Source organism: Pseudomonas sp. Z1-29 (assembly GCF_051131995.1).
Lineage (GTDB): Bacteria > Pseudomonadota > Gammaproteobacteria > Pseudomonadales > Pseudomonadaceae > Aquipseudomonas.
In genome coordinates this window covers 2,952,561-2,967,939 of the sequence record NZ_CP071645.1, presented here as the reverse complement: position 1 = coordinate 2,967,939, position 15,379 = coordinate 2,952,561, and the positions used below count along the sequence as shown (strand labels likewise).

The following is a 15,379-nucleotide window of genomic DNA, read 5'->3' as shown; positions in this document are numbered from 1 at the left end:
CGGCACACGCTGCCCGCACATGGAATGGACACCGGGTGATCGCCAGGTCACCCCGCTTTTTGGCAATCAGGAGACAGGGTATGAGTGGCGCGGTAACGACAGCGGGCGAGTTGTGCTTCAGCGCAATGGCCGGCGAATTTCCAGGGGCGTCGTCCACCGACGCACTTTGGCACTTGCTCTCGCAGGGCGGCATAGCGCCCATCCAGGCAATGCCGGCGCGCTGGGGGTTGCAGAAGGCGTCGATATTTTCGAGCAAGGCCGGCGAAAAGGATCGTGTCTACCTGGACAGCGCATTCTGCCTTTCAGATGACCCATCGATGCCTTCCCGTTATGAAGGTCGGCAAGTCGCGATCGGCAAGAACGTGCTCCGGACGCTTTTTGCCGAACTCGCGGCGCAAGGCACGGTATTGAATACCGAGCGAACCGCATTGGTGGTCGCGACGTCCTGGAGCGATGAAAGTTATTTCGCCACGGCAGTGCCCGGCGGTACCGACACGCCATCCGGTTTCACGCCCGGTGAACAGGTGGCCGGGCTGGCGCGCGCTTTTGCCTTGGGCGGCCCGGCCTTATCGGTGGACACCGCTTGCAGTTCGTTCCCCTATGCCATCGACATGGCCAAGGCTCTGCTCAACAGTGGCCAGGCGGACAAGGCGATCATCATGGCGCTCAACACCGTTCTGCCCCCGGCATTGTTCCTCGGTTTCTCCCAACTGACGGCTTTTTCCGCCCGGGCCAGCATGCAGGCGTTCGGCGAGGATGCCGACGGTATTGTCCCGGGCGAATGCGCCACGGCGTTTCTGGTCGAGCCCGTGGCCGATGCCCTGAACGCCCGACGCCGGCCGCTGGGCGTGCTGAGAGGGTTGGGGCTTTCCGCCGATGGTGCCGAAGGGTCGGTGTTTGCACCGGGCAGGCAGGCCCAGTATCGCGCCTATCAACGGGCTTACATGGACCTTGATCCAGGCCGCGTGGATTACATCGAAACCCACGGCACCGGCACCCCGTTAGGGGATGCGACCGAACTGGCCTCGCTGAACAGCTTCTTCGCTGCCCATCGCAGCGCCGACGAAAAAATCGCCATCGGTTCGATCAAGTCCGTTATCGGCCATCCCTTGGCTGCGGCGGGAGGCGCTTCGCTGGCCAAGGCGTTGATGATCCTGCGCCACAAGGACATCCCACCCCAGCCGGACTACCGTCCCAGTCTGAAAGTCGACGACACCTGCCTGCGCCTGGCGACACAGCGAGTCCAGCCACTGGAGGATCGTCAATCGCCGATCCGCATAGGCATTTCCAGCTTCGGCTTCGGTGGCGCCAACGCCCATCTGGTGGTGGATGAATATGTGCCCGATGGCCTCCCTGCCCCCACGCCGGTGGCTTCAGGCGTGCAGATCCTGGACCTCGCGATAGTCGAGGCGGAAGCCGCACTGGGCGGTTGCGATTCACTGCACTCGTTCAAACGGCGGCTTGAGCAACCGGCTAGCCCACCGGTCGCTTTCCCTTACGGGCGTTTCGCCGATTGCAAGGGGGCCTCGGCCGGGCCGTTGTCGGGGAGATTCCTGGCCCAGGACCGCGTCATCGATATCGACGGTTTTGGCATGGGGCCAAAGCCCCTGGCCCACGTCGATCCCTTCAAACTGTTGATCACCGACCGCGTCAATCACCTGTTGCGGCGCCTGCCGGGCGTTGCCGGATCGGCCGGTACGGCAATGGTCATGTGCTGCAACATGGGCGGGGAGCGGTTCAGCAACGCCTACAGCAGTGCCGAGCAATTCTATTCACGGGCCCAAGGCAGCCCGCCGGGCGTGGAAGTGACCGACGTGGCAACCATGTTGCCGAACATGTTGTCCGGCTACCCGGCGCAGATTTTCGATTTCAAGGGTTTTCATCAGACCCTGGCCGGCTCACCAGGGCTGTTCTGGCAAACCCTGCTGGCATCCCGGCAATGGTTCGACGACGGCATCACGACGCTGCTGCTCGGAGCCGGCCGCTTCATCAGCGGCGAAATCGAGGTCGATCGTGCTCGCCGCAGCGCTACGCCGCAAGGTGAAGGGCTCGGGCTGCTTGCGCTGCGTCCTTATCGAGCGGGTTCAACGGACACGGCCCTGCTGGTGATTCGCGCAGCGGTCCTCGCCCATGCCGCGGCTTCGCTGGACGAAGCGTGCCGATTGGCCGGCAAGGAGCGCGCCCAGTACGCGGCAGTAGAGGTTTGTGAGTTGCAGCCTGATAACGTCCCGGTGGACGGGTCGTTGCAGGAGATGACCGGTTTTCTGGCTGAAGCCTGCGGCATCGAAACGCTCTTGTCGGTGACGATGAACTCCGCGGTTCACACGGTGATCGAGGTGCGTGAGGCCGGCAAGGTTGTGATGTGGCTGTTCACTGAAAAACTGCGCGAATGGAACCCCGCGACGGCGAGCCCCGCCCCTGCGATCAGACACCCGTTCACGTTGCGCTTTGCCCACGAGCCCCATGAGCTGCAGCAGGTCATCACGCCGGTGCATGCCGGCGAAATCGTCCGCGAGCCACAACACGACGGTGTCGATGTGTTGCAACTCAGCGACATGCTGACCAGCACGGTTCTGGCCGGGTTGCGGGTGCGAGTCCGGGCCATGGAGGGGCTGTTCGCCCTGCACCGGGGGGCTCGTACCCAGCGCCCGGCGCCCTGGCAGCGTCGAGCGGAACACGTGGTGATTTCCCACATCCAGCGCGAGCCGCGTTCGCTGCGGGCACGGCTGGTGGTAGACGAAGGTCACCCGTATTTCTTCGACCATCCGCTGGATCACATCCCCGGCATCCTGTTGCTCGAAGGGGTGATGCAACTGGTCGAACTGGCCATGCCCCCGCTGAATGGTCGCGTCGCCTACGTGAAGACGCTCAGCATCAAGTTCCAGCAATACGTCCAGAAGGAGGACGTGATCGACCTGCTTCTGGAGCAAGGCCGCGATGGCCAGGAATTTCAGGCAACCGTCACGCAGGCTGGAAAAGTCATGTGCACCTGCGTTCTGGGCATGGCCTACAGCTCGGCCTTCGAGACCTCGCCGGCGGCTGAGTTCACGGCCGCGCGCTGTGTCGACAAGGCCCTGCTGCACAAGGCCCGGGAGGAAAATGTCATCGTCAGCGCCATGAGCAGCCTCGCCCAGGGGCTGAGCGTGGATACGGTCAGCCTGCCGGATGGGCATTTTTTCCACGAGGGCGATCCCGAGCATTTCTCGATGGTGTATTTCCTCGAGGTTGCCCGCCAGTGCTACATGCAGATTGCCCACGGTCATCTGCGTATTCCGCTCAAGACCCCGATGAATCTGCTGGCCCTGAGTTTCACCCTGGACCGGCCAATTCCGAGGAACAGCCCGTTGTCACTCGCTCCGCAAGCGAGCCTCGGGACGCAGCTTCAATCATTCAAGACCAACCGTATTCATATCGACCTGTTCAACCGGGGCGAAAAGATCGGCCAAGCCAATATCACCGCTCAAGTATTGAGCCAGGCCGCGCCTGCTGCCTGAGGCCGGGCGTTGATCAAACTCAGGGGCACAAGTGTGCCCGCAACAGACAGGGTGTCGCCGTGAACGATGTCAAGGTTCAACTCATAGTCAAATCACCACCGTCGGAAATCTGGAAGATCTGGAGCAATTTCCAGGAAGCCCCGCTCTGGGATACCGACGTCAGCCATTGCCAACTCGAGGGCCCGTTCCAGGCGGGAACCGCGGGTCAGTGTGTGCTCAGGAATGGCTTGAAAATGCCATTGAGGCTGCTGGCCGTGGAACCGCAGGAAAGCTATCGCAACAGCGCGAGACTGCTTTGGATACGGCTCGAATTCGACCACCGGATGCGCAGACTGTCTCCGGACGAAACCCAGGTCATCCATAGCACCAGGATCTCCGGCCCGTTGAGCTTCGTGTACCGCGGACTGCTGCGCAAAATGCTGACGACGGCGATGACCACGGCGCTGGGCAATCTCAGAGCCCTTGCCGAACAACGCGCCAACGCTGTCGACGCCCCGGAGCGCGACAAAGCGCAAGCACATCTGCACCTCGTATGACCTGTTCGCGACGCCAGCGCCGCGCGCGCCGGCTCTCGCAATCTTTTGAATAACGGCACACTTCGGACCGAGCATGAACTTACTGAAAAACACTCAATACCTGGTGATGGGCATCATCGGCATGGGCGCTGTTGCCCCGGCGTCCACCTTCGCCGACACGCTGGGCCCCTACGCCAGCCTCATGGGCGGCCTGAACTGGGTATCGGCGCAGGACCTCAACCAGAACAACCTGGATTTCGTCGAGATGGAATTCAACCAGCCGCTCCATTCCGGCTACGCCACCGGCCTGGCGTTAGGCTGGCGTTTCCCGGTCGGGCTGCGCCCGGAGGTGGAACTCGGTTATCGCGAAAATACCCTGACCCAGTTCAACAACCGGGTCTATGAGGGCGGCGGGAGCATCGAGGGCGAAGGCGAAGAGAAAGCGGCCAGCCTGATGGTCAACCTCTGGTACGACGTCTTGAACCTGCCCGCGCCTTTCAACCGGTTTACCCCTTACCTGGGCGGCGGCCTGGGTTACGCCACCCTCACGGTCAGCGGCCTGGAAGCCGGTGGCGTGGAGTTCGGCGGTACTCACCGCGACACCGTCTCGGCTTACCAACTGGGTGCCGGGGTGGGTTACGAGCTGAACGAAAACTGGTTGATGTCCTTGGATTACCGCTGCCTGAAAACGCGCGAGGCGCACTTCGGCGACATCGAACGGCTGCCCCAAGGCGATGTCAGCACCGAATATGAAGCCCAATCGGTGATGCTGGGCCTGCGTTACTGGCTCTGAATCGGCAGCCAGACCAGCGCCTTGCCTCGACGAGGCGCCCTCCTCGGCGACGTCAAGCCGCCGAGCTTTGCCACGGCCCCTCCCCCAGCGCTGCGGCGATCGTCCGTTCGCCCAGCGCCAGTCCCACGCTCATGCCCAAGCCGGTATGCATCAGCACTGCCGTGACGCCTTGCGCAGCTGAAATCACGCTGAACGGTCCCGGCCCCCGCGCGCCATATACACCCTGCCAGCGTTCCAGTACATCGATCTCGCCGCCCAGGGTGTGCTGCGCCAGGTCAATCAGGATGCGGTCCACCTGCTCGGCGTTGAACGGTGAAATGTCGCTGCCGTAGACATGGGAATCGCCGATGATCAGGTCACCGTGGGGAGTTGGACTGATGAGCAGATGGATGCCATGGGCTTCGAGCTCTGGCTGGTGCGTGCGGATCTGCGTGCGGATGGCCTGCGCTTCAGGCAGGTCGGCAAAGGCGCCGTAGTGCACGCAGCTCAGCCCCGTGAGCAACGCGTGGCGTAACGCCAGGGGCTGGCGCGGCCGTACGCGGAGCATTTGCAAGCCGCACACTTGCGGGTTGAGCCCGGCGATTTGCTCGGCCAGCAGCGTCTGATAGTCATGGCCCGAGCACACCACAATGTGCCGCGCGGTAAAGCGTCCGGCGCTGGTGAGCGCACGGTGGGGTTCGACATCGCGGACCAGCGTCGAAAAATGGAATTCGACGCCCAATGCCCGGGCCAGGTAATCGACGATCTGCGACAGTGCCTCGCGGGAATACAACTGTTGGTCGTCGAGGCCGAGCAATGCCGCGCGGTGATGGGCAAAACGGCCATCGTAAAGCGCCGCCAACGCCTCGCCACGCAACAGCTCGGTGCGATAACCCAATGCTGCGCCCCGCCCGCTCACGAACGCTTCGAGCAGCGCTTCTTCGGCTTCCGTACGGGCGAACAGCAGCGAGCCTCGCTGATGCATGTGCAGCCCGGCAGCCCGGCCCAGCGTTTTCCACAAACCGTTCGCCTGGCGTGCCAGGTCGAGCATGACACCCGGCGCCTGGCCGCCGACCAGGGCCTGCCCGAAGTTGCGTACCGAGGCGCCCAGGGGCGTATGGCTACGCTCGAACACCTTGACCTTGAGGCCGCGCCTGGCGCCAGCCCAGGCGTGGGCCAGGCCGAGAATGCCGGCGCCTACAATCAGCAGGTCACAGTCGTGCTCAGACATGAAAACTCCTTGAAAACAATCATCAGGTAAGGCCCGCTCGAAACAGCCGGGCCTGTGAAGAAGGTTATTTGGCGACCGGCTCGGACTTGCCGTCGTAACGCTTGCGCCACTCGGCCAGCACCTTGTCGCGGTTCTCCGACGCCCAGGCGAAATCATTGCGGATCAAGCGTTGTTCGTAGTCCGTCGGCAGCTCGGGCAGGCGTTCGGCGATGCCCGGTTGCGCCAGGACCGCGAAGTTCGCTTTGTATAACTGCATCGCCTCGGAGCTGGCGGAGAAGTCGGCGAGTTTTCTGGCAGCCGCCAGCTTCGGCGTGCCTTTGATGATGGCGGTGGCTTCGATTTCCCAGCCCAGGCCTTCGGCAGGCAGGACGATGTCCAGCGGCGCGCCTTTGCGCTTGAGCTGGATGGCTGGGTATTCGAACGAAATGCCTATGGGGAACTCGCCGGCGGCCGCCAGCTTGCAGGGCTTGGAGCCGGAATGCGTGTATTGGCCGATGTTTGCGTGCAGCTTGTCCATGTAGGCCCAGCCCTTGGTCTCGCCGAAGGTCTGCAGCCAGGCACTGACGTCCAGGTAACCGGTGCCGGACGACGCCGGATTGGGCATGACAATCTTGCCTTGGTACACGGGGTTGGCAAGGTCTTCCCAGCGGGTGGGCTTGGGCAGGCCGAGCTTTTGCGCCTCCACCGTATTGAAGCAGATGGCGGCGGCCCAGACGTCCATGCCGACCCAGGTGGGCGGCGTGTCGGCGTCGCGGTATTGGGCGGAAATCTGGCCGAGGTTCGCCGGGCTGTAGGCGTCCAGCAGGCCCTGCTGCTTGAGAATCGCCAGGCTCGAGCCTGCCAGACCCCAGACCGCATCGGCTTGGGGGCGATCCTTTTCCGCCAGCAGCTTGGCGGTGACGATGCCGGTGGAATCGCGCACCCACTTGATCTCGATGTCCGGGTTCTGCTGCTCGAAGGCCTGTTTGTAGGCCTTGAGCTGCTCGACTTCGAGGGCCGTGTAGACGGTCAGTTCGGTATTGGCATGGGCCTGCAGAACACAGGCGGCAAGCAGGCCGGCGGCCCAGGCAGTGCGTTTGGACATGGTACGGCTCCGTGTCAGTCAGTGAAGTTTTTCAGGCATGGGACGGCAATACGCCGCGGGCCAGTTGCGTGTTGATGTGGTCGATCACGGCGGGCAGTTCGGCAATCGTGTCGATCAGGTAATGCGGACGGCTTGCGGCAAACAAGCCGTCGATGCGCTCGCGCTCGGCCGCCAGCTGCGGCGCCGACAGAGCCTGGAACTGCTCCCAGTCGAGGCCGAGAAAATTGCCGGAAAACCTCAGTGCCACGGTCCACATCCCTGCCCTGCGGCCTTCGAGGATGCCGGGCTCGGTGTCATCGACTTTCACGCAGGCGGCGACATCGTCCAGGCCCAGGGCGATCACGTTGGCCAATGCCTGCGCCGGGCTTGGCCGGCCTTTGGGCACGTCGTCGGTGGCGACCACATGGTCGGGGCTCAAACCCTTGGCGGCGGCCAGTTCGACGACCTTGTCCATCACCTGCCGGGGGTAGCCTGAGCAACTGCCGATCCTGAGGCCGCGCTGGCGCAGTGCGGCGATGCTCTCCAGTGCGCCGGGAATCAGGTCCGAGTGGTCGGCGACCCTGGCGATCTGCAGCGGCATGAAGCGCTCATAGATAGCAGTCACGTCGTCATCGCTCGGTGCGCGCCCGAACCGGCGCGCAAACCGTTCCGCCACGCCCGGTTGGTTGCACAAGGTGCGGATATGGTCCCATTTGCCCATGCCCATCGGGCCACGGGCTTCCTCCAGGCTGATCTCGATGTCGAAGCTGGCAAAGGCTTCAACGAAGATCCGTGTCGGCGCGAACGAACCGAAGTCCACCACGGTTCCGGCCCAATCGAGAATCGCTGCCTGCAGGCGAGTTGGCGTTTGGTAGTGCATCAGAATCTCCAAAAAAAGTTTTCAAAGACCCGGCGCCGGCTGGCGCCAGGCCTGGGAGCGGCGCAGCAGGCGGCGCGACAGCATTGCCAGCAGTAGCGATACGCTGGCCGAGGTCAGCAGGATCAGCGTCGCCATCGCGGCGGCCCCGCCGACGTTGCCGGCGTCGTCCATGTTCAGCACGGCCACCGCAGCCAGAACGCTGTCAGGGCTGTAGAGAAAAATCGCCGCTGAGACCGTGGTCATCGCCGACACGAACAGGTAACGAACGATGTCGAGCAACGCCGGCAGGCAAATGGGCAGCGTCACCCGCAGGAAGTGACGAACCAGCGGGACTTTCAGCGCCAGGGCGGCGGCCTCGAACTCATCGTCGAGCTGGCGCAAGGCGGTACTGGCCGTCATATGCGCGGTGGTCAGGAAGTGCGCGACCGTACAGACCACCAACAAAGCCAGGCTGCCGTAGAGGCTGCCGAGCGGATTGCCCGGCAGATTGAAAAAGAATACGTAGCCCAGGCCCAGCACCAGCCCGGGCACAGCCATCGGGACGAAGCTGAGCAGCCGCAGAGTGCGCGTCAATGCGCTCTGCCGGGTCTTCTCGATCAGGTAGGCACCGGTGAAGATCGCCAGGCTACCGAACACCGCGCTGCACACCGCCAGCAGCAGGCTGTTGCGATAGGCCAGCCAGCCGCCGGGCAGTTCGGAGAAGGCATAGTTGTCCAGGGACAGGGACAGGTCGTACGGCCAGAACTGCACGAGCGATGCGTACACTGCCATGCCGAACACGCCGAGCAGAACGCCGCCGATAAGTGCCGTGACGCTCAGGAACGCTGCATCCCGCCCCCGCGACGGTTGCGGGTGATACACCTGGGCGCGGCCGCCCATGGCGTCGCGTTGAGTACGGCGCAGCCACATGTCCACGGCGAAACTGAGCAATGCGGGCAGCAGCAGAATCATGCCGATCAGCGCGCCGCGACCAAACTGCTGCTGGCCAACGACAGACTTGTAGGCTTCCAGCGCCAGCACCTGATAGTCGCCGCCGACCGTGACCGGCACGCCGAAGTCGGTGATGCACAAGGTGAACACCAGGCAGAAAGCCGCGAACACCCCTTGCCGGCTGCCGGGCCAGGTGATGGTGCGAAATGCCCGCCATGGCGAGGCGCCCATGCTTGAGGCCGCGTCGAACAGCCGTGCGTCCGCCAGCGCCAGCGCCGACATCAGCACCATCATGGCATGGGGAAAGGTGTAGATCGCCTGCCCCAGGACAATGCCCCAGAAACCATAGATGTTGCCGGCGCTGAAATCGCGCAGCAGCCCCTGGTTGCCGAACAGATAGATCAGCGCAATGCCGGGCAGCATCGAGGGAGCCAGCAGCGGCAGCAGCGAGATGCCCCGCCACACCGGCTTTGCCACGATGCAGGTGCGCTGCAATGCGTAGGCGAACGCATAGGCCAGCGGCACGACGATAAGCGCGACGGTCATTGAAACCGTCAGGCTGTTGCCCAGCAGCCAGCGGAAATTGGCACTGGCCAGCAGCGTCAACGTCGCTTGCAGGCCTCCGCCCTGGCCGGCGTCACCGCTGAAGGCGCGCCACAGCATGGCGAGCAATGGCAGCAATACCGCCAGCACCAGCAACACCAGCAGCAGCCACTGACCGCCGCGTATGAACAATCGGTCTGCGAGGTCACCGGGCACCTGAGGTGCCTGCACTGCGGTCGGCTTGAGGATCATCGTGTTTTGCATATCAATTGAACACCTGCAGGCTATGGGCCGGCAGCGCGATTTTCAGCCGCGCCTGGGGCAGCCCGGGCATGGCCTGCGGCTCCAGCTCGGCGAGCAGGGTGTGGCCCGGCAATGCGTCCAGCTCGAAGCTCAGGCGACAGCGATTGCCGAGGTAGGTCAGTTCGCGCAGTTGCGCATCGAACAGGTTGCATTCTGGTGTCGACGGGTTGATCCGGATGGCTTCCGGACGGCAGAAAAGTCGACCGCTGCGCCCCACGTCAGCGCCCTCCACGCTGAGGCTTAGCCCGCCGACGCGAACCTGTCCGTCGTGCCCGCAGTCGAAAGGCAGCCAGTTGCCCTGGCCGACGAAATCAGCCACAAAGGCGCTCGCCGGCGCGCGGTAGATCTGTTGCGCACTGGCGAACTGTTCGACGCGGCCCTGATTGATCACCGCGATGCGATCGGCCATCAGCATCGCCTCGTCCTGGTTGTGGGTGACCATCAACGTGGTGATGCCCAGGCGTTTCTGCAGCTGACGCAACTCGCCGCACAGGTGCTCGCGCACCCGGGCATCGAGGGCCGACATCGGTTCATCGAGCAGCAACAGCGAGGGCGCCGGAGCCAGGGCGCGAGCCAACGCCACCCGCTGCTGCTGGCCGCCGGAGAGCTGGCCGGGATATTTTTTCTCGCTGCCACACAGCCCGACCAGTTCCAGCATCTCGCCGACCCGGCTGCGGATCGTCTCGCGGTGGTTGCCCGCCAATCCGTAGCCGATGTTCTGCTCCACGGTCAGGTTGGGAAACAGTGCGTAGGACTGGAACAGAATGCCGTAGTCGCGAGCCTGCGGTGCCAGGGCGGAGACATCCCGCGCACCGATCATGATCGTGCCGCGGTCTTGCCGTTCCAGGCCCGCTATGCAGCGCAACAAGGTGGTCTTGCCGCAGCCGGAAGGCCCCAGCAGGCACACCAGCTCACCGGCGGCGATTTCCAGCGATACCCCATCCAACGCCTTGAAGGCGCCGAAGCCCTTATGGATGTCGCGTATCTGCAGGTCTACGGAAGGTGTTCTTGTCATGACATAACCTCGATGAGCTGTCAGCTCGACGAGGGTCATGGTAGGCAGGCAGTACGAAGGCTTGATTGCAGTTGGCTAAAAGCTGCCGATAGTGGCATCGGCGGATTTGTGTAGCGAATTCAGGATGCGCTGGTCTCTCGTGCCAGGCCGAGGAATGCCGACGGCAGCCGGGCCTGGCGGCGCTCCTTGAGGCAGTACAGATACTCGGCGATCAGCGGCGCGCCTTCCAGCTCGACCACCTTGAGCTGTGGATTCTCCGGCACCTCGTGACGGGCGATGATGCTGATGCCGATGTTGCGCAGGACCGCTTCGCGAATCGACTCGCGACTGCCGATCTCCAGCAGCGGCCCGGTCGCCACCCCGGCCTCGCGCAGCAGCGTTGTGGTGAGCGCGCGGGTGGTGGAGCCGGTTTCGCGCATCAGCAGGCAATGCCCGGCCAGGGCGCTCGGGGCGACACGGTCGTGGCTGGCCAATGGGTGCTCGCGATGTACCGCCAGTACCAGTGGATCGTGCCCCAGCACCAGCCGGGTCAGGCGCGCATCCTCGACCAGTTGCGAGGACGCGGCCAGGTCCACGCGGTACTCTTCCAGCGCCTCGATGACCTGCAGTGAGTTGCCGATTTCCAGGGTCACTTCGCACAGCGCAAACTGCTCGCGAAAAGCCTTGATGATATCCAGCACGTAATACGGCGCGGTGGCACCGATGCGCAACGTGCCTTGCACCTGGCCGCTGTTGCGCAGGAAAAACTCGATGTCGGCCTCCTGCTGCAGCAGTTTCTGCACCATCGGCAACAGCTGCGCGCCCTGGTCACTGAGTGTCAGGCGGCGCCCGCCGCGATAGAACAGTTCAACGCCGTACTGGGCTTCCAGGCTGCGGATCTGCGTGGTCACTGTCGGCTGGCTGAGCCCGAGCTTCTTGGCCGCCTGGGTGACGCTGGCCAGGCGAGCGACCATGTGGAAAGACTTCAGCTCGGCGCTGAGCATGTTGTGACGCTCCAGAAAAGTGACGGGACAATTTACTCGAGAAAAATGATCTATTTGTGGCGAGGGAGCTTGCTCCCGCTCGGCTGCGAAGCAGTCGTAAAGCGCCGGGTGCGGTGTGTCTGATACTCCGATCTGGCAGGTTTTGGGGCCGCTTCGCGGCCCAACGGGAGCAAGCTCCCTCGCCACGGGTTTGTCGATTGCCTTGGTTGAACAGCATTACGCTTGCATCGCGGCGTTGACCTTGTAGCATCCCGGCATCGAAACGGGCCAGGATTTACCTGGTCGGCAGAAACGATCAAGATTGCACCTGTTCGTCTACCCTCACAATGCGCCAGGCCAACGCGGCTCCTCAACGCGTGCCTGGCGCTTGAACACTCACGCCCTACATGCACCGGAGATTTACATGCTCAAGCGTACCCTGGCACTGGCCGTCGGTTTGACCCTGTCCCTGAGCGCCCTTCTGACGCAGGCGGCCGACACCTTGAAGGTCAGCGCGATCCCCGATGAAGCGCCGACCGAACTGCTGCGCAAGTTCAAGCCGCTGGGGGCGTACCTGGAGCAGAAAATCGGCATGAAAGTCGAGTTCGTACCGGTGAGCGATTACCCCGCCGTGGTCGAGGCGCTGGCCACCGACCGGATCGACCTGGCCTGGCTGGGCGGTTTCACCTTCGTGCAGGCTCGCCTGAAGACGGGTAACGCCATTCCGCTGGTGCAGCGCGAACAGGATGCCCAGTTCACCAGTAAATTCATCACCGCCGACCCTGCGGTCAAATCCCTGGCCGACCTCAAGGGCAAAAGCTTTGCCTTCGGTTCGATCTCTTCCACCTCGGGCAGCCTGATGCCGCGTTATTTCATGCTCAAGGACGGCATCAAGCCGGAAACCTATTTCAGCCGCGTCGGCTACTCGGGCGCCCATGATGCGACGGCGGCCTGGGTCCAGGCGGGCAAGGTCGATGCCGGTGTGCTCAACGCCAGCGTCTGGGACAAACTGGTGGCGGCCGGCAAGGTCGACACCAGCAAGGTCAAGGTGTTCGCGACTACCCCGGCCTACTTCGATTACAACTGGACCGTGCGCGGCACGCTCGATCCGGCGCTGGCGGCGAAGATCAAGGCGGCGTTCCTGGACCTCGATCCGGCGAACCCGAAGGACAAGGAAATCCTTGATCTGCAGGCCGCCAGCCGCTTCATCGAGACCAAGCCCGAGAACTACAAAGGCATCGAAGAAGCCGCACGCGCCGCCGAACTGCTGAAATGACATTACGTCTGACCCGAGCCAGCGTCATCCACGCCAACGGTGCGCAGGCGCTGCGTGGCGTGGATCTGCACATTGGCGCGGGGGAACAGGTCGCCATCATCGGCCCGTCCGGCGCGGGCAAGTCGAGCCTGCTCAATGTGCTCGCAACCGCCCTGCGGCCGGGCGCTGGCGAGGTGCAGGTACTGGGCGAGCCAGTCTGGCAATTGTCCGCGCGCCGGCGGCAGCGTCTGCGCGCACGCATCGGCCTGGTCCACCAGGCGCCTCCCCTGCCGCCGCGCCTACGTGTAGTCACGGCGGTGCTGGCCGGCAAGCTCGGCCAGTGGGGCCTGGGCAAGAGCCTGCTGAACCTGCTGCACCCGCTGGACATTCCCGGGGCTCGGTCAGCGTTGGCCCGGCTGGACCTGGGCGACAAGCTGTTCGCGCAATGCCAGCAGTTGTCCGGCGGGCAGCTGCAACGTGTCGGTATTGCCCGCGTGTTGTACCAGGCGCCCGAGGTATTGCTTGCGGACGAGCCGGTATCGGCGATGGACCCGGTGTTGGCCGAGCACACACTTGCGGTGCTCTGCCAGCATGCCCGGGAGCACCGCGTGACCCTGGTCACCAGCCTGCACGCGGTGGAGCTGGCGCTGGCGCATTTTTCCCGGATCATCGGTCTGCGTGACGGGCAGATTCTGTTCGACTTGCCGACCGAAGCGGTCGACCGCCAACTGCTCGACACGCTTTATGCCAACGAGCAATTGGAGTCCATGTCGAGCCCTCCACTCCCTATGAGCGTGCAGATTCCGCGATGCTGAAGCGTGACGCCCGGGACCCCGCCACCCGCCCTCGCCTGCTCCTGACCCTGTTGGCCCTGGCCCTGCTGTGGCCGGGCATTCGTTTCAGCGAGGTCGACCTCGGCGTGCTGCTGGCCAGCGACAGCCAGAGTGAGATGGGTCGGTTCGTCGCGGCGTTCTGGCCACCGGCCCATGACGAAACGTTTGTCGACCTGCTGCTGCAAGCCACCCTGCAGACATTGGCGATTGCCACCGCCGGCATGGCCCTGGCGCTGCTGGTGGCGGTCCCCGCCAGCCTGCTGGCCAGTCGCGCATTGTCGTTGTCGGCCGCCTACCGCTCCGGCAGGCCTGGCAATCTCGGTCAATGGTTGCGTTGGCCGATACGCGGCCTGTTGATCTTCCTGCGCAGCGTGCCGGAAATCGTCTGGGCCTTGCTCTTCGTGCGCGCTGTCGGCCTGGGTCCGACGGCCGGGGTGCTGGCCATCGCCATCACTTACAGCGGGATGCTGGGCAAGGTCTACGCGGAAATCTTCGAATCGGTCGACCAGCGCCCGGCACACGCTTTGATGCAGGCCGGCAGCGGCCGGCTCGCGGCATTCTGCTACGGGATCCTGCCCAACGTCGCCGCCGAGCTGCTGTCGTACACCGTGTACCGCTGGGAATGCGCCATCCGCGCGTCAGTGGTGATGGGTTTTGTCGGCGCGGGTGGCCTGGGCCAGCAGATGGACCTGTCGTTGCGTATGTTCGCCGGCGGTGAAGTGGCCAGCCTGCTGCTGACCTTCCTGGTGCTGGTGATGTTCGCCGATCAGCTCAGCCGCCTGCTGCGCTGGAGACTGGCATGAGTCGGCTGTTCAACGCGCTATTGCTGCTGTGCATCGGTGCGGCGGTCGTCGCTTCGTTCGGCTATCTGGGCATCGACCTGGGCGCATTGGGTGATAGCGCGAGTCTCAAGCAGATGACCGCTTATGCGCAACGCTTCCTCAGTCCGGACCTGAGCCCGGCGTACCTCAAGGCGATCGGCCACGGCGCACTGGAAACCATCGCCATGTCCGCCATCGGCACATTGCTCGCGGCGGTGTTGGGGCTAGCACTGGCACTGCCGGCCGCCGGGCGCCTTGGCTGGCCGTTGCAAAGCGTCTCGCGCCTGGTGTTGAACGCGTTGCGCGCGGTTCCGGAACTGGTGTGGGCGGCGCTGATGGTGTTTGCCGCCGGGCTCGGCCCCAATGCCGGTACGCTGGCGCTGACCCTGCACACCATCGGCGTGCTCGGCCGGCTATTTGCCGAGGCGCTGGAAAACACCCCCTCGCAACCCGCCGATGCGATCCGTTTGCAAGGTGGCAGCGCGCTCGCGGCTTTCTGCTACGGCACCCTGCCCAACCTGATGCCGCAGCTGCTCGCCTACACCCTCTACCGCTGGGAAAACAACATCCGTATGGCCAGTGTGCTGGGCTTCGTCGGCGCCGGCGGCCTGGGCCAGATGCTCTATGTCAGCCTCAGCCTGTTCCAGGAAGCCCAAGGCAGCACGGTGATCCTGGCCATGCTGTTGCTGGTGTTCATTGTCGATACCCTGAGCAGTTGGAGCCGCCAGCGCTGGGTCAAGGCCTGACGGCCGCCCGGCGCGC

The 15,379-nt window shown here is 64.0% G+C and carries 13 protein-coding genes; 7 read left to right on the top strand and 6 right to left on the bottom strand.

The annotated features are described in order from the left end of the window. The first annotated feature begins 80 nt into the window (after positions 1-80). The 3 genes from J3P84_RS13555 to J3P84_RS13545 all read left to right on the top strand — a co-directional run bounded on the left by J3P84_RS13555 (position 81) and on the right by J3P84_RS13545 (position 4,802). Positions 81-3,494 carry a beta-ketoacyl synthase N-terminal-like domain-containing protein gene (locus J3P84_RS13555; RefSeq protein ID WP_434631037.1) on the top strand — a complete coding sequence of 1,138 codons (3,414 nt, stop codon included), beginning with the start codon at positions 81-83 and terminating at the stop codon, positions 3,492-3,494. 59 nt (positions 3,495-3,553) lie between these two features. Further along, a complete protein-coding gene (locus tag J3P84_RS13550) occupies positions 3,554-4,030 on the top strand; it encodes an SRPBCC family protein (protein WP_434631034.1) in 477 nt (158 codons plus the stop codon). A 73-nt stretch (positions 4,031-4,103) separates the two neighbouring features. Continuing rightward, positions 4,104-4,802, top strand: a complete 699-nt coding sequence (locus J3P84_RS13545; protein WP_434631031.1) for an outer membrane protein — start codon at positions 4,104-4,106, stop codon at positions 4,800-4,802. Positions 4,803-4,854: 52 nt separating this feature from the next. Here J3P84_RS13545 and J3P84_RS13540 read toward each other — a convergent pair whose 3' ends face one another. From J3P84_RS13540 to J3P84_RS13515, 6 genes are all read right to left on the bottom strand, one after another. Next, positions 4,855-6,012 carry a TIGR03364 family FAD-dependent oxidoreductase gene (locus J3P84_RS13540; protein ID WP_434631028.1) on the bottom strand — a complete coding sequence of 386 codons (1,158 nt, stop codon included), beginning with the start codon at positions 6,010-6,012 and terminating at the stop codon, positions 4,855-4,857. Positions 6,013-6,076: 64 nt separating this feature from the next. Beyond that, complete coding sequence (locus J3P84_RS13535; RefSeq protein WP_434568383.1) at positions 6,077-7,096, bottom strand: putative 2-aminoethylphosphonate ABC transporter substrate-binding protein; 1,020 nt, start codon at positions 7,094-7,096, stop codon at positions 6,077-6,079. A gap of 31 nt (positions 7,097-7,127) precedes the next feature. Next, a complete protein-coding gene (gene phnX, locus J3P84_RS13530; protein WP_434631025.1) occupies positions 7,128-7,955 on the bottom strand; it encodes a phosphonoacetaldehyde hydrolase in 828 nt (275 codons plus the stop codon). Between the two features lie 21 nt (positions 7,956-7,976). Beyond that, complete coding sequence (locus J3P84_RS13525) at positions 7,977-9,680, bottom strand: putative 2-aminoethylphosphonate ABC transporter permease subunit (RefSeq protein ID WP_434631306.1); 1,704 nt, start codon at positions 9,678-9,680, stop codon at positions 7,977-7,979. Between the two features lie 13 nt (positions 9,681-9,693). After that, complete coding sequence (locus J3P84_RS13520) at positions 9,694-10,746, bottom strand: putative 2-aminoethylphosphonate ABC transporter ATP-binding protein (protein ID WP_434631022.1); 1,053 nt, start codon at positions 10,744-10,746, stop codon at positions 9,694-9,696. A gap of 119 nt (positions 10,747-10,865) precedes the next feature. Then, positions 10,866-11,729: a LysR substrate-binding domain-containing protein gene (locus J3P84_RS13515; protein WP_434568379.1), complete on the bottom strand. Its 864-nt coding sequence runs from the start codon at positions 11,727-11,729 to the stop codon at positions 10,866-10,868. A 403-nt stretch (positions 11,730-12,132) separates the two neighbouring features. Here J3P84_RS13515 and J3P84_RS13510 point away from each other — a divergent pair, with 403 nt between their 5' ends. From J3P84_RS13510 to phnE, 4 genes are read left to right on the top strand one after another with little or no spacing between them, the layout of a single operon-like run. Then, entirely contained in the window at positions 12,133-12,984 is an 852-nt protein-coding gene (locus J3P84_RS13510; RefSeq protein WP_434631019.1) for a putative selenate ABC transporter substrate-binding protein, read from the top strand. Next, positions 12,981-13,778, top strand: a complete 798-nt coding sequence (locus tag J3P84_RS13505; RefSeq protein WP_434631016.1) for a phosphonate ABC transporter ATP-binding protein — start codon at positions 12,981-12,983, stop codon at positions 13,776-13,778. Before J3P84_RS13510 ends, J3P84_RS13505 begins: the two co-directional genes overlap by 4 nt. Next, complete coding sequence (locus J3P84_RS13500) at positions 13,772-14,599, top strand: PhnE/PtxC family ABC transporter permease (RefSeq protein WP_305500994.1); 828 nt, start codon at positions 13,772-13,774, stop codon at positions 14,597-14,599. Before J3P84_RS13505 ends, J3P84_RS13500 begins: the two co-directional genes overlap by 7 nt. Beyond that, positions 14,596-15,363 (top strand): phosphonate ABC transporter, permease protein PhnE, encoded by a 768-nt coding sequence (gene phnE / locus J3P84_RS13495; RefSeq protein WP_434631012.1) that lies wholly within the window; start codon positions 14,596-14,598, stop codon positions 15,361-15,363. The genes J3P84_RS13500 and phnE overlap by 4 nt, the downstream gene beginning before the upstream one ends. Positions 15,364-15,379 lie beyond the last annotated feature (16 nt).